The following is a 23,993-nucleotide window of genomic DNA, read 5'->3' as shown; positions in this document are numbered from 1 at the left end:
TAAAACTAAAAATGGAATAATAAACTATTAAATAGAACTTTATATATTTTAAGTAAGTAGCGTTAAATATAACGCTACTTACTATTTTAATTTAAAAACATTCCTAGAAAGTCCTTTATTTAAATGAAAACTTTTAATGATTTTGAAAAGAAAATTATACAAGAAATTAGTAAGTCTCCTATTAATGAGATTACTGATGTAAAAAACATCTTGGAAAAAATCTTCTTTAACAAATCTGAAGGTAAAGCAATTATTATACAACTAAATGAACAATACGCAATGTATTTTTTATCAGTTGAAATTTTTGATGATGTTGACAAAAGAAAAACTGCCATTCAAGAATTTAGTCAGTTTGTTACTGTATTAAATTATTTAGATTCACATGGATATATTTCTATATTCAGAAATAATCATTATGTAAGAGAACGAGTAAGCTTTATAAGTGATGAGTTTATTAACCCTAGAATTGAAAACAAAAAATTAGTTTTAAATAATGAAGGTTTACATAGCATAAAACCTGAAGAAATTAAAAATAAAAACGGTGTAGTACTTTATAAAGGAATTGAATTTAATGATAGTTTTTTCATTATTAAAAACATGATTGGAAAACTATTAATATCCGATCGTATTTTTGAGCTTATAAAATCTTTTGAACCTCAAACAGAAGAAATCATTAAACCAAAAACAAACTTTTTTCATAAGTTTCATTTACTAAGCCTTATACCCGCTTTTTTACTACTATGTTTAACAGGCTTATTTTTCACTCATCATCACAAAAAAACACAACAATTACTACAAAAGTACGATTCCATAATCCCACATAAAAAACCAATAATAACTACTCCAACTAAAGTTGCTATTAAAAAATACGGAATAGATATTTCAAGATGGAATGGAAATGTTTTAAACCACTCTCTTCCTGATAGTCTTTCATTTGTTATATGCAAAGCTACAGAAGGTTTAACTTTAACTGACCCTATGTTTCGATTAAATTGGTTACGAATACAAAAAATGAATCTAAAAAGAGGAGCTTACCATTTTTTCATCATTGAAGATTCACCTGTAAAACAAGCTGAGTATTTTTGGAGTAGGATTAAAGATAGAAATATTAACGATTTCCCTCCAATAGTAGATATTGAAAGTGGGAGTACCAACTCTATTCCTAATGCAAGCACTATTCAAAAAAATTTACTAGCTTTTATTACCCATCTTGAAAATTTATCAGGAGTTCGCCCTATAATATATTCAAGCTATTATTATGCCAACGAATACTTAACTAATAAACTCTTTAGCAGATATCCTCTATGGGTAGCTGATTATGATTCTAAAAAACAACCCAAAGTACCAAATGTTTGGAAAGACAAAGGCTGGTTACTTTGGCAAAAAACCTCTTCTTTTAAAGTTAACTCAATTTTAACCGACTTAAACGTACTTAATCAAAAGAAAAATTAATGGTTTTATATTCATTAAAATAAATTTTTAACTATTTTTTAGATTACTACCTCACTCACTTTTATATATTTGCTGAAAACGAGAAAACATGAAATTAAAAATCACTTTTTTTATAACTATTTTTTTTATCGGATTAGCTAGTGCTCAAACTAAAGTAGGTACTGTTAATAGCGATTTAATTATTGGTAAAATGCCTCAAATGAAAAGTGTTATAAAAAGACTTGAAAATTACAGTAAAGAATTAGACTCTTCTTTTCAATTAAAAGCTAAAACTTACCAATCAAAAATAGAAGCTTTTAAAAAAGTAGAAAAAACCATTACTGATAATGACAGAAAGACAAAAATTCAAGAATTAGCAGCTATAGAACAAGATATGGCAAAGTTCCGTAAAAACGGTAGCACTATGATGCAACTTCGCCGTGATGAATATATGCGCCCACTATATAGAAAGTTAAATGAGATTGTTAAAGAAGTAGCTAAAGCTAATGGTTATAGTCAAGTTTTAACCACTAATGGAAATGAATTTGCTTATATTGACGATCGTTATGACATTACTAAATTAGTATTAAGTAAACTAGGCATTAAAGAATAATTTTATGCATCAAAAATCGAAAGATTTGCAATTACAATACGAAGGATTTATACAAACACCTTTTCTATGGCATGGAAAAGGTGTTTTTGATTTGATGCAGTTTGAAAGTAATACTTCTAACACAAGTTCTTTTTCTGCTACCATTGAAAAGAAACTTAGGCTCGGTAAATTAGTAGAACGGTTTGTTTCTTTCGAATTAGAACAAAAAGATTCGATTAAGATACTTGCAGAAAACATTCAAATACAACGAGAAAAAATTACCCGTGGAGAATTAGATTGTTTACTTACTCAAAACAACACACCTATTCATTTAGAAATAATATATAAATTCTATTTATATGACTCTTCTCAAGGATCGAGTGACATTTACCATTGGATTGGCCCTAACAGAAATGATTCTTTATACCAAAAACTAACAAAACTCAAAGAAAAACAACTACCTCTACTCTACTCTGAAGAGTGTAAAAAATATTTAGCTCAATTAAGTCTACCTATTAATCAAATTAAACAGCAAATATATTTTAAAGCACAACTATTTGTTCCTATTAAAGACATAAAGAAAGAATATTTACTAATAAACAATCAATGTATTAATGGTTTTTATTGTTCTACAAAAGAATTATTTCAATTTTCAGATTGTAAATTTTTTATTCCCAAAAAACACGATTGGCTTATTATACCTCATACGAATGTTAATTGGCATACACATTCGTCATTTTTACAAGAACTAACAATATTTATGTCAGAACAAAATTCGCCTCTTTGTTGGTTAAAAAAAAGTAATGGTGAATTAATTAAATTTTTTGTGGTTTGGTGGTAACTTTAAGTTTTGCTATTCTTTTCCTTGAAGTAATAAAATAAACTCCAGTAAGTAATATAATAGAAGCAACTATTGATTGTGTTGTTAATTCTTCATCTAAAAAATACCATCCTAAAAACAATGCTATAACTGGATTCACGTATGCTGATGTGGCTACTTTTTCTGTAGAAACAGATTTTAATAAATAATTAAATGCCGTAAATGCTACAATACCTCCAAATATAATAAGAAGTACCATTGATATTTGAGTTTTAAAAGTCCAGTTAGTAGGCGGATTCCAAGTTTCTCCAAATACTAAACTAGCTACAAATAATAAAAAACCAGCTATCAACATTTGATACCCTGTACTTACAAAAAAGTTTTTAGGTAAATCTGCTTTAGAAACAAAAACACTACCATAACTCCAACTAAGTACACAGCTAAAAATCATAAAAATCCCCAAAATACTTCCTTCTGTATTTGAAACCTCTTGTTGACTTACCAATAGATACATACCTAAAACCCCTAAACCAACTCCTATAATTGATTTTCTTTGCATTTTTTTACCATCAATTAAGCGCATTAAAAACAACACAAATAATGGTTGTGTTGAAGCTAATAAAGCAGCAAAACCACTATCTACATATCTTAACGCCCAAACAAAAACACCGTTCCCATACACTAAAAAAAGAAAACCAGCTATAGTTGAGTTTAAAAATTGGCTTCTGGTTATTTTCAATGGTTTTTTCATAGCTTTCGCTATAATCATAATTAATATACCTGCTGAAGTAAAACGCATAGAACCTAATAAAAAAGGCGGTATTTCAGCTACAGCAATTTTATTAAACAAATAAGTAGATCCCCAAATTACATAAATTGAGAAAAACGCTAGTATTATTAATAATGTTGATTTTTTCATGAAGTTATTGTTACGTAGATAAATGTACTGCTTTATTTACTTTAATCCTTAGATTTTTTTTATTCACTTATTAAAATTAATCATTCATCTACACTTTTGGTTCCTTTAACTAAAAAGCAATTCTTTTAGTACATATCTATAATATCTTTAAACTATAATTTAAAATTTAATTTTCATTTTTAGTAAATAAATTAGTAGTTAGTTTGAAAAAAAAAGAGGTAATCCGGGGGGACTGCCTCTTTTTAATTTTAACTTTTACAAGCTAATCATATAGCGATTTATTATAAGGTAAATATCTTCGCTTCTTTATTCATTTTGTGAATTTATTTTAATATATTCTATATCTCTTGTGTTTTTTTGTACTGATATAGCAGCAAAAAGACTTAAAGTAAAAGACATACCATAGAATCCTTTCTCACTCAACAATAACTCAGCGTTCCAAAGTCCAATCACCAATAAAACAATAGAAGTAATAGTTGTAAACCAACTCATTCCATAATATATCTCAGTCACTTTAACCCCTTCTAACTTATCTCTTACAGATTTTTGTACAGAAATAACAGAGAAAAGAGCAAACAATAATACTGTAAAATAATACCCCTTTTCATTCAACTTCATATCAGCATTCCATAACCCAATACAATAAGCAGAAATACCTATTAATAATACTGACCAAGAAGCACCGATAAAAGCTGATGTTGGCTTTTGATTAAATACCTCATTTATTTTCTCTTTCTTTCTTTTTGTTTTGTTTTTATCTTCAAAACCTTCTACTTGATTGTTCATGTTTTTTATTTTTAAATATGCTACAAAAATGATAATTGATCTAATTATAAAAAAAACATAATTACACAAAAACTAATGATATATTCTACGTAAAAATTACAATTAACCTTATATTTACAGAGAAAAATAAAAATTAAACCAACTATATAATGTCTAATATCGAAATAATAATTTCTTCTTTCTCTACCGATGAACAGCAAAAATTTATTATTTTTTTAGAAAAAAAGAACAAGAGAAAAGACACCAAGAATGTTGATTTGTTTAAACTCATCTTAAAAGGTGAAACTTCTACAAAGATTATTTGTGAAACATTATATGGTAGCTTAAAAAAAGATGCTTATTATACACTTAAACAAAGATTATACAACTCTTTAATTGATTTTATTGCCGCCAATAAATTACAAGGTGAGAATTCAACTGACATACAATTAGTAAAATATATTTTAGTAGCTAGAGATTTCTTTATGCATAAAAATTATAAAGCAGCATATAAAATACTAGATAAAGCAGAACTAGTAGCAAGAGAGTTTCAACTTTTTACAATTTTAACTGAAATATATCACACTAAAATACAATACGCATACACAATTCCAACCATTAACATTAATGAAATAATTGATTCCTTTAAAGAGAACCAGAAAAATCAGCTTCTTCAAGAAGAGTTAAATATAGTATATGCTAAAATTAGACAAAATTTAAAAAAAGTTAATCAGAAAAATGGAAACCTTCTAGACTTTCAAACAATAACTAGTTCTATTTTTAAAGAGCATAATATTAGTATTAACGACTCAATGTCATTTAAATCATTATATCAACTAATAACTATAGTTAGCATTTCTGCTTTTGCTACTAAAGATTTTATATCAGTAGAATCATTTTTAATAAGTACTTATAAAAAACTAGAAAACAAAAAAGAAAATAATAAACAACTATTTTATCATATCAGAATACTTTACCTAATAGCAAATACTTTATTTAGAAATAAAAATTTTGAAAAATCTATTTATTATTTAAATCTCATGCATACTTATATGCTATTAAACAAAAAAAAGTACTACAACAATTTTAAGTTTAACTATTTACTTCTTTTTGCTTTAAACAAGAATTACACTAATAATCAAAGTGAAGCCATACAAATCTTAGAGAATGTCATCACCAAAAAAAATATCGAAACTAAAACTGCTTTAGATGTTCATCTAAGTCTGATCATGTTTTATTTTCAAAACAATCAACTAAAAAAAGCAAGTCAATTATTTTCAAAATTCTACCACTCTGATAAATGGTATATTGATAAAAATGGAATTGAATGGACAATAAAGAAAAACCTAATCGAAATCTTATTACACCTAGAATTAAGAAAAATTGATGTATTTGAATCAAGACTATTAAGTTTCAAAAGAAAACATTATACTTATTTAAAAAACATACAACAGTTTAGAGTTATCAATTTTTTAAAACTTGTAGAAGTTTATTATAAAAACCCCCAAATTATTACTACAAAAGATTTTTTTAATAAAGTTGAAAGTTCATTTGAGTTTATTGGAGCTAAACAAGAAGATATTTTTGTTATGAGCTTCTATGCTTGGCTAAAAAGTAAAATGAACCAACAACCTATATTTATTAGTACTCTAAATTTAATTGAACAAATTAAACTAGAATAGTTGATTATAATAATGTTTCTAAATAATGCTTTTCAATAGCATAGGTATTTTTTAAACTTGATATTTTAGATTCTATCTTAGAACTATCAATCTTTTTAGATGATTTACTCCCTACTAACATTACATTTTTACGTGTATGTTCATTGCTTATAAATTCAAATACTTTAGTATTATAATTATTTTTCTCTAAAATTAACGCACGAATTGTGTCAGTTACCATTTCAAATTGACGCTCTTTAAATATTCCATATTTTAAAAGTGGACTTTCTTGTTCTTTACCTTTAACTTGTTGGCGAATTTGTTTATGACAACACGGTGCGCATATAATTAATTCAGCATTTGCTAACAATCCTTTATAAATAGCATCATCAGTTGCTGTATCACAAGCATGTAACGCTATTAAAATATCAATTTTATTATTGTCATACTCCTGAATTGGTTGTGCTACAAATGATAAATTTTTAAATTCGCTCTTCCTTGCTACATCGTTACAATAATTTACTAATTCATTACGTAACTCTATTCCTGTAACAGTAGCATTAAACTTTTTCTGATTCACTAAATAATCATACAAAGCAAATGTTAAATACCCTTTACCTGAACCCATATCAACAATATTAATATGCTTTGGTAATTTAGTTGACTTTAAAAGGCCTTCAATAATTTCTAAATATTTATTTATCTGACGATACTTGTCTGCCATTTTATGAATGACCTTCCCTTCTTTATCAGTGATACCTAAATACTGTAAATACTTACCTGCCTCTGCTAGACGCTCTTTCGGTTTATCGTGAGTATCTGGTAACTTATTTTTAAAACTTGGGGCATTAAGTTTATATGAAACTTTTTTCTTTTTAGAAATAAAAACTAATAAATCATTTTTTAAAGTAAATAACGTTGCAGCTCTAAAATTATCTAATAATAAAATTTCTAATTCAGACAAAGCTTCAGTTATTGTATAGTTTTTCACTTTATCATTTGTAGTATAATGATATGTGAATTGTAAAACTTCTGCACCTTTTATTTTTACTAATCTTATATATACATTTGGTAACCCATCACTCTTCTTTATTGGCTTACTTAAAGTCATTTTCACAAAATTAGCATTTAAAATGCTTTGACTTAAAGTATCTCTTAATTGTTGAAATTCATTCATGATGCAAAAATAGTTAATATGTTTCTAATTAAACACCAGACAAGGACACTAAAAATAAGGTTATATTTACTTACTAAATAAAAAGAAAATCATGAACGATATTGGCTGTGTTATTTATACCGAAACAAAATCTGGTATTAAAGCTGAATGGATTTTTTCTGAGAATAAAAATATCAATAAAGGATTTGGTATTGGTACACGAATAACCAAACTAAACACCTTAAATAGGTTTGAAGGTACTTTTGAAATTGAATATACAGATATAAACGGAGTCAAATCACCAAAATTAGAGTTAATTATTTCTTTTCAAGCTGGGTACTATTATTTAACATGGATAAATAATAATACTACAACTGATATTGGGATAGGTTTACTAAATGATGGTAAATTAAGTGTTGGCTACCGCCAATGGGGAAAAAGTTTAAAATAATAAAGTATAAATACACTTTATGAATACTGAATTAAATTCAATCTTGAATAAAGCTAGCATTAAATTAATTGAAAATCAAAAAGAATTAATAATCAAATCTGTATTTAAAGTTTCAAATAAATCTAATATTGGTGTTCTTTTAATTTTTTTGGGGGGCATATTTATAATATATGTTTCAATTTTTAAATCTACAGACTGGTTTTCAATAATATTAGGAGGTTTATTAGGAGGAATAATGTTTATTATTTCTCTATTAACTCTTATTGATCAAACTTCTAATTATATTAAAATTACAAAAGAAGAAATTAAATTTAACCATAAATTAAAAACTCAATGTTTTACTTTAAATTCTAACATAAAAATAAAAATGACTCAATATCGTGAGTACACTAAATCAAAAACAAACACTTACTACCAAAATATAACTTTATATTTAATAAACTCAAAATCTAAAATTGAAATATTCAGTTTTTTAATTGAGGGAAAAGATGGAAAGGAAGCAAAGAAACTAGGTAGGATAATTGTTCAGAAATTAAATAATAGAATGACAAGCTTAAAAAAAGCATAAAAATATTTACGCTAATTTATCAACTGTTAATATATAACTAAACGTCTTAAAAATTATTTAAAAAATTTCTAATTAACGTATCTTGCAAACCTATCTTAAGATAACAATTATGCAAGACAATAAAATGCTAAATTATATTAAAGATGTAGTAGAAAACATGCCTACTGATTGGCTTAATTTAACTACACATCGACTAGATATTTACGAAGAAAAATTAGCTAAAACTCAATTTTTAGAACAATTTGAGGCTTTATATGAAAAAAACGACGCGAACTCAATAGCTTTAAGCGAGCTACCAACTGCTTTTGATTATATACGCTTAGGTCATCCTTTATCTTGCTTACTTGAATGGGCTATTGCAAACCTAAATAATTTAGATGCTGAAAATGTTATTTCTTTTTCATCTAAAACTATTCCTGTTTTAGCTATTCTAAGAAAAAACTTATTAGCAAAAAAAAATACTCGAATAATTTACACTGGTAAACTACCAGATTTTTTTGATACTGAAATAGTAAAAGATATATATGGCTATCAATTTGAGTTGATAAAATTTGAAAATATTAACGAAGTGTTAGAGTTTAATGGAAGTACTATTTTTATTTCTCAACAAAACAAAATATGTGATTTCAATCTTACTTCTAATATTGACTTCTTTATTAACATCGATGATAATTTAGGAAGCATTTTAGTTGTAAATGGCAATGATAACAAAAGTTATATTTCAGAAATTCAACATGTTCGAAGAAGAGAAACTATAGCTATGACACCTGCTAATACTCTTCATGCTTTAAAGTCTCTTTTAAACCTAAAAGTACCTAGCAGTAATACAAACAACATTGATATAACTAAATCAAGTGTTTTAAGCTCAATTAAAGAAATTACCGGAGCAAACACCAAAGCTGTTGTTGCTTCAAGTGGTCTTTCTATGCAATATGCTATTGTAATGGGACTAATTCATGACGCTGTTGAAAATCATAAAGGAAAAGCTATTAAAATAATTGTACCTCCAAATTGTTATGGAGGTACTAATGATCAAGCTAGAAGAGTTGCTACATGTATAAATGATGTTGAAGTAATGGACTTACCTGTTGATGGTGGTAATGACATGGTTAAAAGTATTGATATTGTTTTAGAAGAAATTGCAAACCAAAACGCTGTTCCTTATATAATAGCAGAGATCCCTACAAACCCTAGAGTTGAAGTACCTGATTTATTAGAATTGAAAAATGTTTTAAATAAAAAACGAACTACATCAACTGGTGAGACTGCTATTGATCCTGTTTTTATTTTAGATCAAACATTTTGCCCAAACACTCATTTTTTAGGTGAAAACGAGATACTTGCATCTACCAAAACTATATCATATGTTAGCGGATCTAAATTCCCTAGTGGTGGTCAATGTACAGCTGGATATTGTGTTGCTAATAAAAAATCGGAAGCTTTAATGGAAAAAATAGATTTTCATTTACGCCTTTGTGATAATGAAGCTACAAACCTTCAAATGGAAATCTTAGCAAAACAATTGCCAACTATGAATCAAAGAATTCATGATGCTTATAAATATACTCGTGAATTTGTAAACTTCATAAAAGAAAATCTACCAGATGCAAAAATAAATTTTGTGTCAGAAGAATTAGCAAAAAGTGGATTTACCCCTTCTGTTTTTTCATTAGATCTTCCAACAAAAGGAAATACTGATGAAGAAAGAGAAACTTACAAAAGGGCTTTAAATCTTAAATTAATAAATTTAATGATCACTGAAATCCCTAATGAAAGTAAATTTTGTGTAAGTTATGGTCAATTAAAAGGATGCTACTGGACAATACCTGCAACCTCAACTCAAGGGACAACTAAAGAAGGAGACAAAGACTATATTGTTCGTGTTGCACTTTCATCTAATTTAGATTTTGAACGTCATAAAAAAGTTTTTTTAGATTTTGTTAACCAAATCTAAATCTTACATATTATCATTTCACAAAAAAACTGTCTAAAAAATTATTTTTAGACAGTTTTTAATCCCTAAATATTAATTACTACAAACCTAGTTTGCAGGTAAAAGAACACTATCAACTACATGAATTACTCCATTTGCTCCCTGTACATCAGTTGAAGATATAACTACTGATTGATTGCTAGTTGTTTTCAATTTTGCACCACTTGACAAGTCAACCGTTATTTTGTCTCCTGATAGCATTGTTACCTCTTGATTATTCGTTAATTGTTTAGACTGAACATTTGCTCCATTAACAACATGATATTTTAATACAGCATCAAGAGTAGCTATTGGAATATCCCCAATTGAATTCCAAGAAGAATTAGTGGCTAATAATTCTTCAAAAGCTCTGTTAGTAGGTGCAAAAACGGTAAAAGGACCATCTCCCTTCAAAACAGTTACAAAATCAGTTGTATGCCTACTATCCGTTAAAGCAGTTACTAAATTAGTAAAACCTGAATTATTTAATGCTAATGTAACAACATTTGGAGGTAACATTACTTTATCAATAATATGTACTACTCCATTTCTAGCTTCCACATCTACTGTAACAGGTTTTGAGTCTCCATTAAATTCAACACCTCCAGTTGTTTCAACTTGTAATGATAAATTTTCATCATTCGGACCAGTAGCCAATGTATTTACATAAACATTTGATAGATCTGTTGATTTAACTTTTGAGGTTAGTACATGAAACATTAATACAGTTTTTAAGGTTTCAACAGGAATATCATCCAATGAATTCCAACTACTGTTAGAATCTAACAATGCTTGAAAAGCATCATTTGTAGGAGCAAATACGGTAAATGGGCCATCAGCTTTTAATGCATCAACCAAGCCTGCCTTTTGAACAGCAGAAACTAAAGTACTTAATGTTGAAGTTGCAGATGCTAATTCAACAATATCTTTTTGTTTTTCATCAATTACATCATCATCGCTACATGAAGTAAAAGATGAAAGACACAATAATAAACTAAGTGTTAGAACAGTTTTAAAATTTTTAGTAAACATTTCTAATAGATTTTACATTAATACCTACTCTTTTTTTTATGTCTTTTTTCGGTTAATTTAGACATTGTTTAACATTTGTACAAAAAAGCTAAACAAAATTGATTTAGCTAAAAAAATAACGCTTTGATTAAGATTTCTAAAAGCGTTATCCAAATATACGATTTTTTGTTTAACAAACAATAAAAAAAGTTAAACATTAATTTCTTTTCTTCAAAACATCTTCAATTTCGAGTAATGTAAAACCTTTTGCCTTTAATAAAATTACAAAGTGATATAGTAAATCAGCCGCTTCATTTTTAAACAAACTATCATTATCATCTTTTGCTTCAATAACAAGCTCTACAGCTTCTTCTCCTACTTTTTGAGCTACCTTATTAATACCTCTTTTAAACAACTTATTAGTGTATGACGTTTCTATATCATTATCTATACGATTACTTACAATTCTTTCTAATTCATATAAAAAGCCTTTTGACGTTTCTTCAGCAAAACATGAAGTCGTTCCTTTATGACAAGTTGGCCCCTCTGGCACAACTTTTATTAAAATGGTATCATTATCACAGTCAATTTGAATATCTTTTACTAATAAAAAGTTACCAGATTCTTCTCCTTTAGTCCATAATCTATTTTTACTTCTACTAAAAAATGTAACTTTTTTTTCTTTCTTAGTTTTCAAAAAAGCTTCTTTATTCATATACCCCAGCATTAAAACTTGTAATGTGGAATTATTTTGGATTATAACTGGAACTAATCCATCTCCTTTTGTAAAATCTATATTCATCGTACTGGTATATTTTGTTTTTTTAAATATTGTTTAAGTTTTGGCACTGGTATTTCTTCAAAATGAAAAATACTGGCAGCTAATCCTGCACTAGCTTCAGTTTTTGTAAACACATCTTTAAAGTGCTCTTCTTTTCCTGCTCCTCCTGAAGCAATAACAGGAATATTAACAGCTTTACTAACTGAATTTGTTATATCAATTGAAAATCCGGCTTTAGTTCCATCACTATTCATTGAGGTTAGTAAAATTTCTCCGGCTCCAAGTTTTTCTATTTCTTTACTCCAAGAAATTGTTTCTAATTCAGTTTCATTTCTACCTCCTTTTGTAAATACTTTCCATTTTTCATTTACATATTTAGTATCAATAGCAACAACTACAAATTGACTTCCGAAACGGTTTTTTAAATCTGTAATTAATTGTGGGTTTTTAACTGCGGATGAATTTACACTCACTTTATCAGCACCTGCTTTAATTAAAACTAACGCATCATCTACTGAACTTATTCCTCCACCTACAGTAAAAGGAATATTAATTTCTTCAGCAATACGTTCAACTAATTCTACTAATGTTTTACGATTTTCAACGGTAGCTGTAATATCTAAAAACACTAACTCATCTGCACCATCTTTTACATATTGCTTCGCTAATTCAATAGGATCTCCAGCGTCTTTAATATCTATAAAGTTGACTCCTTTCACTGTTCTGCCATTCTTAATATCTAAGCATGGTATAATTCGTTTTTTTAACATAATTGCTCTAATTCTTTTAAGGTTATGTACCCCTCATAAATTGCTTTTCCTAAAATAGCTCCTTCACATTTCATTTCTTTTAATACTAATAAATCATTAATAGATGAAACTCCTCCACTTGCTATTAGATTTACATTCGTTTCTTTTATTATTTCTTTATACAAAACATTAGAAGTTCCCTGTAACATTCCGTCTTTAGCAACATCAGTACAAATGACATTCTTCATTCCTATTTCCTCATATTCTTTAATAAAATCAACAACATCCACCTCTGAAGTTTCTAACCAACCATGTGTTGCTATTTTTCTATTTTTACAATCTGCTCCTAAAATAATTTTATCACTTCCGTATTTAGTTAACCATCCTATAAAAACATCTGGATTTTTAACAGCTATACTACCACCCGTTATTTGACTAGCTCCATTTTCAAAAGCTATACGTAAATCATCATCAGACTTTAATCCTCCTCCAAAATCTATTTTCAAATTAGTCTTTGAAGCTATTTGTTCTAAAATTTTATAGTTTACTATATGATTAGATTTTGCTCCATCTAAATCTACTAAATGTAAAAATTGAATACCACTGTCTTCAAATTCTTTTGCTACCTCAACTGGGTTTTCATTGTATACTTTTTTTGTTGCATAATCTCCTTTTGTAAGACGTACACATTTTCCTTCAATAATATCTATAGCTGGTATAATTCTCATTTTTCTTTATTTAACGGTTATTTTTTAAATGTTTAGAAAGTTATTTAATAATTTTTCTCCAACGCTAGCTGATTTTTCGGGATGAAACTGCATTGCATAAAAATTATTCTTCTGCATTATAGAACTAAAAGGAAGTATATAATTACAACTAGCAACTGTGTCACTACATACATCTGCATAATAACCATGTACATAATAAACATCATCTAATTCATTCAAATTTTCAACTACCTTAGATTCTTTTATTTCTGAAAAATTATTCCAACCCATATGAGGTACTTTTTTTAAAGGTGGAAATTGCTTTGTAACTGTATCAAAAATACCTAAGCACTTAGTATTTCCCTCCTCAGAGAAAGTACACATAAGCTGTAATCCTAAACAAATACCAAGCACTGGCTGCTTTAAAGAAATTAAAACCTCATCTAATTTTCTTTCTTTTAAATACGCCATTGCAGAACTTGCCTCACCTACCCCAGGAAAAATAACTTTTTCAGCCTTTCTTATTTCTTCAGCATCATCAGTTATTATACTGGCAAAGCCTAAACGCGTAATTGCATTTTGTACAGATCGTATATTACCTGCATTATATTTTATAATTGCTATCATATTAATTACAAAGTCCCTTTAGTTGAAGGTAAAATCATTTTACTAGTATCTCGTTTTACAGCTACTTTTATTGCCTTAGCAAAAGCTTTAAAAATTGCTTCTATTTTATGATGTTCATTAGCTCCTTCTGCTTTAATATTTAAGTTACATTTTGCTCCATCAGTAAATGATTTAAAGAAATGGATAAACATTTCAGTAGGCATTTTACCAACCATCTCTCTTTTAAACTCCGCTTCCCATACTAACCAATTTCTACCCCCGAAGTCTATAGCTACTTGTGCTAAACAATCATCCATGGGTAAACAAAAACCATAGCGTTCAATTCCTAGTTTATTCCCTAAAGCTTTATTAAAAACTTCACCTAAAGCTATAGCAGTATCTTCAATAGTATGGTGTTCATCTACTTCCAGGTCGCCAACAACATTTATATCTAAGTCCATTTGCCCATGACGTGCAATTTGATCAAGCATATGGTCAAAAAAAGCAATTCCTGTATCAATCTTACTTTTGCCTATTCCGTCTAGGTTTAATTGAATATTAATTTTTGTTTCATTTGTATTTCTTACTACACTAGCTGTTCTTTCATCTAACTTTAAAAACTCATAAATAGCATTCCAATCATTACTTTCTAAAGCTATAAATTTATCTAATTCACTTCTTTTAACAGTAATTTCATCTGTACCTAAAAAAGTTTCATCATTTATATATATCCCTTTTGCTCCAAGATTTTTTGCTAACTCAACATCGGTTAAACGATCTCCAATTACAAATGAATTTGCTAAATCATATTCTTCAGAAAAAAACTTGGTTAACAATCCTGTATTAGGTTTTCTGGTTGGTTGATTATCTTTAGCAAAAGTTCTATCAATAATTTCTTCTGTAAAAAGTATACCCTCATCCTTTAAAGTATTCATAACGAAATTATGAACAGGCCAAAAAGTATTTTCAGGATATACCTCAGTCCCTAGACCATCCTGGTTAGTTACTAAAACCAATTCAAAATCTAATTCAGAAGCAATTTTACTTAAGCCTTGAAATACTTTAGGATAAAATTCTAATTTTTCAAATGAGTCAGTTTGTTCATCTGCTGGTTCTTTAATCAAAGTTCCATCTCTATCTATAAATAATATTTTTTTCATAATTGTTTTAATGCGTTTATTAACTTAGTATTTTCTTCTGCACTTCCTACGGTTATTCGTAAACAATTGGCTACTAAAGTATTTCTATTTCTTGTAATTATTTTCTGTTCTACTAAATTGGAATAAATAGTATTAGCATTAGTTACTTCAACCAAAATAAAATTAGCTTCTGATGGATATATTTTAGTTACTATTTTTAAATTACTAAATTCTTTTACTAATTTTTCCTTTTCATTGATAATAATATTTTTGTTTATCTCAAACTGTGCTATACTGTTTAACGACTCTAAAACAGCATTTTGATTTAATGTACTTACATTATAAGGTGGCTTTACTTTATTATATAAATTTATTACTTCATAGTTAGCATATGCTGCTCCTACTCTTACACCAGCTAAACCCCATGCCTTACTAAATGTTTGACTTATAATTAAATTTGGGGATGCTTCTAATTTAGTAATATAGGATGCTCTTGAACTAAAATCAATATATGCTTCATCAATAATCACCATTCCATTAAAGTTTTCAAGTATATATGTTATACTATCATCATTAAAACAGTTACCTGTAGGGTTATTTGGAGAACAAATGAAAATTAACTTTACTTCATCCATTTCTAAATAAGGCTGCAATTGATTTAAATTAATTTGAAAATCAGCTAAAAGTGGTTGTTTAATCAACTCAATATTATTAATAGTAGCAGATACATCATACATCCCATAAGTGGGAGAAAAAGTTAATGCTTTATCTTTTCCTGGTTCACAAAAAATTCTAAAAGCTAAATCGATTACTTCATCACTTCCATTACCAATAAAAATTTGTTCTGATTCAACATTTTTTAATTCAGATAATCGTTTTTTAACTTTAATTTGCTTTGGGTCTGGATACCTATTTAAGGTTCCAAATGGATTTTCATTCGCGTCTAAATAAACCTCTGCGACTCCTTTAAACTCATCTCTTGCAGATGAATACCCATTTAAGGCTTTTATATTGGTACGAACTATTTTTTCTAAATTAAACATTATCTATCTCTTTTAATCTTAGAGTTACTGCATTTTTATGTGCTTGTAAACCTTCTGCTTCTGCCATTAATTCTATAGTTTTACCTATATTTTGAATTCCTTTTTTAGTAATTTTTTGAAACGTAATACTCTTTGTAAAACTATCTAAATTAACTCCAGAATATGCTTTTGCAAACCCATTAGTAGGTAAAGTATGATTAGTACCAGACGCATAATCACCAGCACTTTCTGGGGTGTATTTTCCTATAAATACAGATCCTGCGTTTACAATTTGATCTATAAAGAAACCATCATTTTTAGTTACTATTATTAAGTGTTCAGGTGCATAGTCATTTACAAAACTTATTACTTCATCCTCATTTTTAATCAATACTGATTTTGTATTTTCTAATGCTTTTATTACAATTTCCTTCCTTGGTAATTTTGCTAATTGTTTTTCTATTTCTATTTCAACTTTAGAAAATAAGTCTAATGAATCTGACACTAAAACAACTTGACTATCTTCTCCATGTTCTGCTTGACTTAATAAATCTGATGCAACAAAAGCCGCATCTGCTGAGTCGTCAGCTATTACTAATAATTCACTTGGTCCTGCTGGCATGTCTATTGCAACCCCAAATTTGGTTGATAACTGTTTTGCAACAGTTACATATTGATTTCCTGGTCCAAAAATCTTAGACACTTTAGGTATTCTTTCTGTTCCAAACGTTAAACCAGCGATAGCTTGAATACCACCTACCTTAAAAATTTTAGTAACTCCTACTAATGATGCTGTATATAATATTACTGGATTAATTTTACCTTCACCGTCAGGAGGCGAACACAAAACAATCTCTTTACAACCTGCTATTTTTGCAGGAACCGCTAACATTAAAACGGTAGAAAATAAAGGTGCAGTTCCTCCAGGAATGTATAGCCCTACTTTTTGAATAGCCCTTTTCTCTTGCCAGCATAAAACTCCTTCTACTGTTTCTACTTCAACTTTATCTGTTTTTTGAGCAGTATGAAAAGTCTCAATATTTCTTTTTGCATCTTGAATAGCATCCTTCAACTCTTTAGAAACTAACTTTTCAGCGTTTTCAATTTCATTTGAACTTACTTCTAATGTTTGTAATTCAACCTTATCAAATACCTGTGTGTATTTATTTATAATAGCGTCTCCGCCTTCTTTAACTTCTTTGAAAATTTGATTAACCGTTTGCTCTATATCCTCTACAGATTTTGTTGGTCTTTGTAATAATGATTCCCAATTATCTTTATTCAATTCTACTGCTTTCATCTGCTTTATTTTTAAACTACCATTTTTTCTATTGGACATACTAAAATACCTTCAGCTCCATTACTTTTAAGCTCATCAATAATTTCCCAAAATTGGTTTTTATCTAAAACTGAATGTACAGAACTCCATCCTTCTTCTGCTAATGGTAATACAGTTGGACTTCTCATTCCTGGTAAAATATCTATAATCTTTTCAAGCTTATCATTTGGAGCATTTAATAGAATATATTTAGAGCGTCTTCCTTTTAAAACTGATTGAATTCTAAACTGTAATTTATTTAAAATATCTTGTTGAGCAACTTCTAATTTCGGAGAAACGGCTAATACTGCCTCTGATTTCAATATTACTTCTACCTCTTTTAAGTTATTTTTAAATAACGTAGATCCACTTGATACAATATCACATATTCCGTCTGCTAATCCTATATTAGGTGCTATTTCTACAGACCCATTAATAATATGTAACTGAGAACTGATATTATTTTTTGCTAAATAATCTTGAACTGTTTTAGGATAAGAAGTTGCTATTTTCTTGTTCTGAAAAAAAGACAATCCCTCATACTCTTCTCCTTTAGGGATAGCTAAAGAAACTTTACATTTTGAAAAGCCCAATTTTTCTACAAACTGAATATCGCCTCCTTTTTCAACTAATAAGTTTTCTCCTATTATTGCAGCATCAACTACCCCATCTTTTAAATACTGAGGAATGTCTCCATTACGCAAGTAAAAAATTTCTAATGAAAAATTACTTGACGATGCTTTTAATTGGTCTTTACCATTATCTATGGATATACCACAGTCTTTTAGAAGTTGTAAGGAATCTTGATTTAATCTTCCTGATTTTTGAATTGCTATTCTTAATTTACTCATGTTGTTAGTTTATTTGTTTGAGTAAATCTTTTCGTGAAGATAATTTCCTTTTAATCAGAAATAAAAAACCCGTTTGATTTACTCAAACGGGTTTAAAATATATTTTGTTTTTATTCAATACATCTTCAGTTCGCTTGAGTGCAAATATGATGATGATGATGATGTAATTGAATAAAACTCATGTTCTTATTTTTGTTGATGCAAATATCTGTAATATTTTTTTGATTACACAAGTTATTTTTAATAAAAATTATATTTAAACATTTTTACTGCTTTTGTTTAAAAAAATAATTCTATAAATTTATTTTAAATATGATTTTAATAACTTATCAAAAACCTTGTCTTGTGGCCTTACAAATTCCGAATTTACAAACCTACCTTCTTTATCTATTAAAATAAACCTAGGAAGTGAATTAACAGAATATTTTTCTCCAAAAAGCTTAATGTTTTCGGGCCTTAAATGTAACACTTGATTTTGTTTATCTTTTATATCTATTAACCAATCTTCTTTATTAGAGTTATTGTTAATAGCTATAAATTGAATAGGCATATTTTTATATAAAAATGCTTTTCTTTCAAAATAAGGTTCTTGATCTTTACATGGCTTACACCAAGTTGCCCAACAATCTATTAGAATATATTTACCTTTAAAACTAGCTAAATTAAATTTAGTTCCTTCAGCGTTGTACGCAACAAAATCTGGAGCTTTTTCTCCTTTTGTTAATCTATTGTATTCATAATTATATTTTTGAAGTATTTTTTTATAACTTTTATTAGTAATTAAATTAAAATACTTTTTCATTAAAGAATCTCTTACTTTTATCTTATTAGATTCAAATAAAGATTTATTTAATTGTTGAAATAACATTCGATTTTTAAACTCTCCTTTTTCAAGTTTTTCTATTGCAGAAAAAGCTTTCTTTTCACGTGAAATATTTCTATTGTCTTTTTGTATTAGTTCATTTAAAACATACTTAAAATAACTTGAATTAGACAACATAACTTCATCCCTTAAGGATAGACTATTTTTAAGTTTTTTTATATCATCGCTAACTACATATTTTTTAAAAGGAAAAAGTGCTTTTCTTTTTTTTACAAACATATTCCAAAACGTTAAGTACCTTAATGTTATTAATTTTTCTTTTCTTTTTATAAAATCAGCTCTTGAGCTTAAATTATCAACACTTAAATGCTTCCCTATTCTTGCTCTATTTTTTTTCCAATCCTTACTTATATTCTCCATATAATATTTCGCATTATCAATATATGCATTACCATACAACATCCTTTCCCAAATAGCATAAGGAAACTCATATTTATTTTCCATATTTTCAGGAATTCTAGTTCCTTTTACTCCAACTTTCACATATTGCTTTTTAAAAAATTTACAACTTAAATTAATACTATCGTTGTCTCCAAAAAAAACTTTTTGATAAACATACTTTTCATAATTTACTCTGTAGAAATCTGGCTTCAAACTTCGTTTAAATGAATGATAGAATTTATTATTCTCAACTTTTATTTTTGCTATTGTATCATCTAAAAATGGATTTAAAACATAAACATTTTCTATCTTTTCATCACTAAGTATCTGACCACAAATAACTGTTTTACTGTATGTTTTTTGTTGTTTTGGAGTTAACACCAAATAAATTAAAGGTAATATCACTATTAAAACACCTATAAAACTTAAGGCTTTCTTTTTTGAATTAAAAAATGCTTTTATAAAACTTTTAAAGTTATACCAATTATATCCAATATATAAAAATACTATGGTATATAATAAACTTAACATTTCTAAATATGTGACCCAATAACCAAAATCACTTCCCTTTGGAAAACTACTAATTTGTATTAATGACTGGTAAGGATACCAATAATAAAATATTTTATATTTATTAAATATCATTGGTACAAGAATAGCAATGAAACCAATTATCATAGGCCATATAAAACTTGAAATTAACACAGATACCCCATAATGAAAAGCAGATAAACATAAACTAATCATAAACAAGCGAATGCCAATTTCAAAAAAATCTAAAAAAGGCATGATCACTATTTTATCTGAAGGAATTTCAAAAAACAAAGAAAGTAACCAGCCAAAAAGAAGTGATGATATTAATAAAGAAGCAATAGCTAATAAGTTACTAAAAATTAATAATAAATACTTAGAAAAGTAAATTGAAAACTTTGTTGTTGGTAAAGTCTCCATTAAACTCCACCCTTTGTTCTTATGATCTATTTGTGAAATTTTACTAGCACAGAAAACAATAAGTATAGGGAAAAAGAACATCGTAAACGGTGTTAAACTATCTTCTAAATAATCTAAATAAAAGTTTTCTGGAATTTTTGTTTCATAGTCATCATTTTTTACAAAACGGATAGCTTTCACTATAAATAACAAAAATGGAAAAAACATTCCAAAAATAAAGCTTAAACTAAATATTCCTGAACGTTTTTTCTTAATTAATTCAACCTCTATTGCTTTTTTTATGTTTTTAAAAATCTTTTTCATTTTAAATAATTTTATTTTGTTAATGATAAAAACCATTCTTCTAACCCATCCACAATTTTAATTTCATAAACAGGAATATCATTCGTTATTAAAAACTTAGTTAAAACCGGTATCTCTTCTTTACTATTTAATTCAATCATAACACAATCATTATTTTCAACTCTAACATCTTTATAGCTATTTTTTATCAACTCAATATTTGTACTTATATCTTTTGTTTTTACCAAAATTTTGTGTTTTTTTGTTAGAGATTCAAGCTCTTCAATAGAACCTTCAAACTTTAACTCCCCTTTATCTATAATCCCAATGTGAGTACACATTTTTTCAATTTCAGAAAGTAAATGGCTAGAAATAAAAATTGTTGTTCCCTTTTCTTTATTTAACTTCACTAGTAACTCTCTTATCTCAGTTATTCCTGTTGGATCAAGCCCATTTACTGGCTCATCTAATAATAGAAGTTCAGGTTCACCTAAAAGTGTCATAGCAATAGCTAAACGCTGTTTCATTCCTAAAGAATATTGTTTTACTTTTAAATGACCTTTATCACTTAAACCAACTAGCCCTAGAACTTCAGAAATTTTATCTTCAGAAACTTCTTTTAACTTTGTAATACACCTTAAGTTATCTATACCTGTTAAATGTAAATACAAACTTGGAGTTTCAACTAAAGCTCCTATTTTAGAAAAAATAAATGGAAATTGACTTTGTAATTCTTTTTCAAAGAGAAATACGTTTTTTTTAGAGCTAGAAAGTATACCTGTAAGCAACTGCATTGTAGTTGACTTACCTGCACCATTAGCCCCCAAAAAACCATAAATTGCACCTTTAGGTACATTTATATTTAAATTTTTTAAAGCTTTTTGTTTTTTTGAATACGAAAAGGATAAATTTTCAATTTTAATAGCGGTATTTTTCATTACTTATATTTTTTAACAAAAATATATAATATATATCACTATTATAGAAATTTAATATTTAACAATCCTTTTAACTACAACACACTCAACAAATCATAAATATTATCTTCTTTATCAAGCCCCATTTTTTTCTTAATTCGATACCTTGTTGTTTCAACACTTCTTGGCGACACATTTATAAGTTGAGCTACTTCTTTACTTTTTAAGTTTGAAATAATATATGTGCAATGCTTTAGATCATTTATTGACAAACTAGGGGTATGTTCTTTCAATTTATTAAAAAAATCAGGTCTAATTTTTTCAAACTGTATTTTAAAATCCTGCCAAAGTTCTTCTTCAGAAATCAAAGCTAAAAGTTTTTTATTTACTGTAATTAAATAACTAGAAGCGCTAGAATTATTTTCAGTATAAATTTCAATATCGTCAGTTATTTTTCTAATAGCATCATTGTAAGTATTTATTTTTAAAACTCTAGAGAAGGTAGCTTGCTCGTTTAATTTTAATAAGTTTTCTATTTCTTGTTTCTTATCAACTAAATCTTGATTTTTATTTTTTAGATTCAAAATTAAACTTTGTAAATCAGAGTTTAATTGTTTAATTCTATTATTTTTTTTCTTATTTTTTTTAATTAACCAATAAAGAACTAGTGTTAACAATAGAAAAGTTACAATTATCAAAACACTTACTAGTAACTGTTTATTCTGAGTATTTATTATAGCTTCTTTTTCTGATTTTAATTTACTTTCTAAATCTAATTCTTCTATAAACGACTTACTTAACTTACCTTCATTCTTCTCATTAGTTTGTCGCAAGTTTTTATTAACTTTTTTATACCTGTCTAAAGCTAAAGTATACTCTTTTTTAGATTCATATATTTTAGCATATGTTTCATTAATAAATCCATTTACATAACTATCATCTGGTGCTGCATATTTTTCAGCCTTCTGTAAGTTTTGAATTGCCTCTTCATTTTTATTCAATTCAAAACTATTATCAGCTATGAAATAATATAAACGACTAATACCAGCAACACGCTCTTTATCTTCATCAATTAACTTTAAGCAAGTTATTGCATACTCTGAAGATTTTCCCCAATTCTTCCTTTTCCTTTCATTTAATGTCAAATTATAATAAGAATCTATTTGTTGGGGAAGTTCATTTATTTTCACATAATTATTTATCGCTTTTTTATAAAATTCTTCAGCTTTTATATAATTCTTTTTTCCCATTGAGACACAAACACCTCTTGAGTTATAAATAGTACCTTTTAAAAGAATATCATTTGTTTTCTTAGCTAAATCAAATGATTTTAAAAAATAGGCATCAGCTTTTTCATACCTCTTCAAATAAAGATTACTTACTCCTTTTAAATAATAAATTTTACTATTTATAGAATCTTCTTTTATTACAAATTCATTTAATTTAATAAAACGCAATACGCTATCTAATAACCGCTCATTTTCATATTTTTGAAACAAATAATAACTGTGAACAATTTGTTCTTTATAATTATTAGGTTTTAACTGTTTATCAGAACTCTGTGCATTTAAGAAAAAACTACAAAAGCCAAAAAAACAGTACATAAAAGCAGTACTTATTTTCATTACGTCCAAATTCTATAAATAATTTTAGTTAAAATTTAAAGAAAACCCCTTATCCTTACTTTTTAAGTTCTATAAATATACATCAAAAATACTACATATGATAAAAAAACGATTATTTAAACACTTCAATTTATTAGTTGTAACAAACTAATAAACAACAATAAAAAGCAATAAATCAAGGTTTTTAAACCTAAATTAAATATACTTCAAAAACACTACAATCAGTTTTTGTGCTAATTCAACTTATATATTTGATTAAAGATTTATTAATTTTCCCCTTGTTAATTCATCTATAATAAATTACCAAAAAGCAATTATAATATTACCTACTACATTGCATTTTTGGTAATTTTTTTATTTTTCACACAAACCTCACTTATTAATTTACACTACTATTTTTATTTTTTCTCTAGAGTAATTACCAACAAGCTTCAA

General features: G+C 27.2%; 22 protein-coding genes. 7 read left to right on the top strand and 15 right to left on the bottom strand.

Annotated features, from left to right (window positions below; all coding sequences use genetic code 11):
* The first annotated feature begins 123 nt into the window (after positions 1–123).
* From BLV71_RS12200 to BLV71_RS12190, 3 genes are all read left to right on the top strand, one after another.
* On the top strand, positions 124–1,452 hold the full coding sequence (locus BLV71_RS12200) for a glycoside hydrolase family 25 protein (protein WP_093870819.1): 1,329 nt from the start codon (positions 124–126) through the stop codon (positions 1,450–1,452).
* 88 nt (positions 1,453–1,540) lie between these two features.
* Positions 1,541–2,044, top strand: a complete 504-nt coding sequence (locus tag BLV71_RS12195) for an OmpH/Skp family outer membrane protein (protein ID WP_093870818.1) — start codon at positions 1,541–1,543, stop codon at positions 2,042–2,044.
* Positions 2,045–2,048: 4 nt separating this feature from the next.
* On the top strand, positions 2,049–2,864 hold the full coding sequence (locus BLV71_RS12190; protein WP_093870817.1) for a DUF1853 family protein: 816 nt from the start codon (positions 2,049–2,051) through the stop codon (positions 2,862–2,864).
* Here the strand turns inward: BLV71_RS12190 and BLV71_RS12185 are convergent.
* Positions 2,839–3,762 carry an EamA family transporter gene (locus BLV71_RS12185; protein WP_093870816.1) on the bottom strand — a complete coding sequence of 308 codons (924 nt, stop codon included), beginning with the start codon at positions 3,760–3,762 and terminating at the stop codon, positions 2,839–2,841. The genes BLV71_RS12190 and BLV71_RS12185 overlap by 26 nt on opposite strands.
* Positions 3,763–4,068: 306 nt before the next feature.
* Positions 4,069–4,548, bottom strand: a complete 480-nt coding sequence (yiaA, locus tag BLV71_RS12180) for an inner membrane protein YiaA (RefSeq protein ID WP_093870815.1) — start codon at positions 4,546–4,548, stop codon at positions 4,069–4,071.
* Between the two features lie 149 nt (positions 4,549–4,697).
* Here yiaA and BLV71_RS12175 point away from each other — a divergent pair, with 149 nt between their 5' ends.
* Positions 4,698–6,209 (top strand): hypothetical protein, encoded by a 1,512-nt coding sequence (locus BLV71_RS12175; protein ID WP_093870814.1) that lies wholly within the window; start codon positions 4,698–4,700, stop codon positions 6,207–6,209.
* A gap of 4 nt (positions 6,210–6,213) precedes the next feature.
* Here the strand turns inward: BLV71_RS12175 and BLV71_RS12170 are convergent, their stop codons facing one another.
* On the bottom strand, positions 6,214–7,365 hold the full coding sequence (locus tag BLV71_RS12170; RefSeq protein ID WP_093870813.1) for a class I SAM-dependent methyltransferase: 1,152 nt from the start codon (positions 7,363–7,365) through the stop codon (positions 6,214–6,216).
* A 91-nt stretch (positions 7,366–7,456) separates the two neighbouring features.
* Between BLV71_RS12170 and BLV71_RS12165 the strand changes: the two genes are divergently transcribed.
* The 3 genes from BLV71_RS12165 (at position 7,457) to BLV71_RS12155 (ending at position 10,317) form a co-directional block, all read left to right on the top strand.
* Positions 7,457–7,795, top strand: coding sequence for a hypothetical protein (locus BLV71_RS12165; protein WP_093870812.1), 339 nt, complete (start codon positions 7,457–7,459; stop codon positions 7,793–7,795).
* A 19-nt stretch (positions 7,796–7,814) separates the two neighbouring features.
* Positions 7,815–8,363: a hypothetical protein gene (locus BLV71_RS12160; protein ID WP_093870811.1), complete on the top strand. Its 549-nt coding sequence runs from the start codon at positions 7,815–7,817 to the stop codon at positions 8,361–8,363.
* A 109-nt stretch (positions 8,364–8,472) separates the two neighbouring features.
* Positions 8,473–10,317 (top strand): PLP-dependent transferase, encoded by a 1,845-nt coding sequence (locus BLV71_RS12155; protein WP_093870810.1) that lies wholly within the window; start codon positions 8,473–8,475, stop codon positions 10,315–10,317.
* 87 nt (positions 10,318–10,404) lie between these two features.
* On the opposite strand, the gene BLV71_RS12150 is transcribed toward BLV71_RS12155, so the two are convergent.
* The 12 genes from BLV71_RS12150 to BLV71_RS12095 form a co-directional block, all read right to left on the bottom strand.
* Entirely contained in the window at positions 10,405–11,367 is a 963-nt protein-coding gene (locus tag BLV71_RS12150; RefSeq protein ID WP_093870809.1) for a fasciclin domain-containing protein, read from the bottom strand.
* 196 nt (positions 11,368–11,563) lie between these two features.
* Entirely contained in the window at positions 11,564–12,148 is a 585-nt protein-coding gene (gene hisIE, locus BLV71_RS12145; RefSeq protein ID WP_093870808.1) for a bifunctional phosphoribosyl-AMP cyclohydrolase/phosphoribosyl-ATP diphosphatase HisIE, read from the bottom strand.
* Complete coding sequence (gene hisF, locus BLV71_RS12140; protein WP_093870807.1) at positions 12,145–12,897, bottom strand: imidazole glycerol phosphate synthase subunit HisF; 753 nt, start codon at positions 12,895–12,897, stop codon at positions 12,145–12,147. Before hisF ends, hisIE begins: the two co-directional genes overlap by 4 nt.
* A complete protein-coding gene (gene hisA / locus BLV71_RS12135) occupies positions 12,891–13,604 on the bottom strand; it encodes a 1-(5-phosphoribosyl)-5-[(5-phosphoribosylamino)methylideneamino]imidazole-4-carboxamide isomerase (RefSeq protein WP_093870806.1) in 714 nt (237 codons plus the stop codon). Before hisA ends, hisF begins: the two co-directional genes overlap by 7 nt.
* Positions 13,605–13,628: 24 nt before the next feature.
* The gene (hisH, locus tag BLV71_RS12130; protein WP_093870805.1) at positions 13,629–14,210 is read right to left on the bottom strand and encodes an imidazole glycerol phosphate synthase subunit HisH; all 582 of its coding nucleotides are present in this window, start codon (positions 14,208–14,210) and stop codon (positions 13,629–13,631) included.
* 5 nt (positions 14,211–14,215) lie between these two features.
* Positions 14,216–15,349, bottom strand: coding sequence for a bifunctional histidinol-phosphatase/imidazoleglycerol-phosphate dehydratase HisB (gene hisB / locus BLV71_RS12125; protein WP_093870804.1), 1,134 nt, complete (start codon positions 15,347–15,349; stop codon positions 14,216–14,218).
* Complete coding sequence (hisC, locus tag BLV71_RS12120; RefSeq protein WP_093870803.1) at positions 15,346–16,371, bottom strand: histidinol-phosphate transaminase; 1,026 nt, start codon at positions 16,369–16,371, stop codon at positions 15,346–15,348. The genes hisB and hisC overlap by 4 nt, the downstream gene beginning before the upstream one ends.
* Entirely contained in the window at positions 16,364–17,650 is a 1,287-nt protein-coding gene (gene hisD, locus BLV71_RS12115; RefSeq protein ID WP_093872023.1) for a histidinol dehydrogenase, read from the bottom strand. Before hisD ends, hisC begins: the two co-directional genes overlap by 8 nt.
* An 11-nt stretch (positions 17,651–17,661) precedes the next feature.
* Entirely contained in the window at positions 17,662–18,519 is an 858-nt protein-coding gene (gene hisG / locus BLV71_RS12110) for an ATP phosphoribosyltransferase (protein ID WP_093870802.1), read from the bottom strand.
* 301 nt (positions 18,520–18,820) lie between these two features.
* Positions 18,821–21,037 carry an ABC transporter permease gene (locus BLV71_RS12105; protein ID WP_176974399.1) on the bottom strand — a complete coding sequence of 739 codons (2,217 nt, stop codon included), beginning with the start codon at positions 21,035–21,037 and terminating at the stop codon, positions 18,821–18,823.
* An 11-nt stretch (positions 21,038–21,048) separates the two neighbouring features.
* Positions 21,049–21,954, bottom strand: a complete 906-nt coding sequence (locus BLV71_RS12100; RefSeq protein ID WP_093870800.1) for an ABC transporter ATP-binding protein — start codon at positions 21,952–21,954, stop codon at positions 21,049–21,051.
* 74 nt (positions 21,955–22,028) lie between these two features.
* Positions 22,029–23,558, bottom strand: coding sequence for a tetratricopeptide repeat protein (locus tag BLV71_RS12095; RefSeq protein WP_093870799.1), 1,530 nt, complete (start codon positions 23,556–23,558; stop codon positions 22,029–22,031).
* Positions 23,559–23,993: the final 435 nt, after the last annotated feature.

Origin of the sequence: Tenacibaculum sp. MAR_2010_89 (assembly GCF_900105985.1) — a bacterium.
GTDB lineage: Bacteria > Bacteroidota > Bacteroidia > Flavobacteriales > Flavobacteriaceae > Polaribacter > Polaribacter halocynthiae.
The sequence above is the reverse complement of the archived record's forward strand: the minus strand, read 5'-3'. Positions and strand labels throughout refer to the sequence as shown.

What these genes read in the sequence shown, in the direction of transcription:
- hisG (WP_093870802.1), bottom strand. Translation starts at nt 18,519, where the DNA reads ATGAGTAAATTAAGAATAGCAATTCAAAAATCAGGAAGATTAAATCAA.
- BLV71_RS12105 (WP_176974399.1), bottom strand. Translation starts at nt 21,037, where the DNA reads ATGAAAAAGATTTTTAAAAACATAAAAAAAGCAATAGAGGTTGAATTA.
- BLV71_RS12100 (WP_093870800.1), bottom strand. Translation starts at nt 21,954, where the DNA reads ATGAAAAATACCGCTATTAAAATTGAAAATTTATCCTTTTCGTATTCA.
- BLV71_RS12200 (WP_093870819.1), top strand. Translation starts at nt 124, where the DNA reads ATGAAAACTTTTAATGATTTTGAAAAGAAAATTATACAAGAAATTAGT.
- hisA (WP_093870806.1), bottom strand. Translation starts at nt 13,604, where the DNA reads ATGAGAATTATACCAGCTATAGATATTATTGAAGGAAAATGTGTACGT.
- hisIE (WP_093870808.1), bottom strand. Translation starts at nt 12,148, where the DNA reads ATGAATATAGATTTTACAAAAGGAGATGGATTAGTTCCAGTTATAATC.
- BLV71_RS12195 (WP_093870818.1), top strand. Translation starts at nt 1,541, where the DNA reads ATGAAATTAAAAATCACTTTTTTTATAACTATTTTTTTTATCGGATTA.
- BLV71_RS12175 (WP_093870814.1), top strand. Translation starts at nt 4,698, where the DNA reads ATGTCTAATATCGAAATAATAATTTCTTCTTTCTCTACCGATGAACAG.
- yiaA (WP_093870815.1), bottom strand. Translation starts at nt 4,548, where the DNA reads ATGAACAATCAAGTAGAAGGTTTTGAAGATAAAAACAAAACAAAAAGA.
- BLV71_RS12160 (WP_093870811.1), top strand. Translation starts at nt 7,815, where the DNA reads ATGAATACTGAATTAAATTCAATCTTGAATAAAGCTAGCATTAAATTA.
- hisD (WP_093872023.1), bottom strand. Translation starts at nt 17,650, where the DNA reads ATGAAAGCAGTAGAATTGAATAAAGATAATTGGGAATCATTATTACAA.
- BLV71_RS12170 (WP_093870813.1), bottom strand. Translation starts at nt 7,365, where the DNA reads ATGAATGAATTTCAACAATTAAGAGATACTTTAAGTCAAAGCATTTTA.
- hisB (WP_093870804.1), bottom strand. Translation starts at nt 15,349, where the DNA reads ATGAAAAAAATATTATTTATAGATAGAGATGGAACTTTGATTAAAGAA.
- hisH (WP_093870805.1), bottom strand. Translation starts at nt 14,210, where the DNA reads ATGATAGCAATTATAAAATATAATGCAGGTAATATACGATCTGTACAA.
- hisF (WP_093870807.1), bottom strand. Translation starts at nt 12,897, where the DNA reads ATGTTAAAAAAACGAATTATACCATGCTTAGATATTAAGAATGGCAGA.
- BLV71_RS12185 (WP_093870816.1), bottom strand. Translation starts at nt 3,762, where the DNA reads ATGAAAAAATCAACATTATTAATAATACTAGCGTTTTTCTCAATTTAT.
- BLV71_RS12190 (WP_093870817.1), top strand. Translation starts at nt 2,049, where the DNA reads ATGCATCAAAAATCGAAAGATTTGCAATTACAATACGAAGGATTTATA.
- BLV71_RS12150 (WP_093870809.1), bottom strand. Translation starts at nt 11,367, where the DNA reads ATGTTTACTAAAAATTTTAAAACTGTTCTAACACTTAGTTTATTATTG.
- BLV71_RS12165 (WP_093870812.1), top strand. Translation starts at nt 7,457, where the DNA reads ATGAACGATATTGGCTGTGTTATTTATACCGAAACAAAATCTGGTATT.
- hisC (WP_093870803.1), bottom strand. Translation starts at nt 16,371, where the DNA reads ATGTTTAATTTAGAAAAAATAGTTCGTACCAATATAAAAGCCTTAAAT.
- BLV71_RS12095 (WP_093870799.1), bottom strand. Translation starts at nt 23,558, where the DNA reads ATGAAAATAAGTACTGCTTTTATGTACTGTTTTTTTGGCTTTTGTAGT.
- BLV71_RS12155 (WP_093870810.1), top strand. Translation starts at nt 8,473, where the DNA reads ATGCAAGACAATAAAATGCTAAATTATATTAAAGATGTAGTAGAAAAC.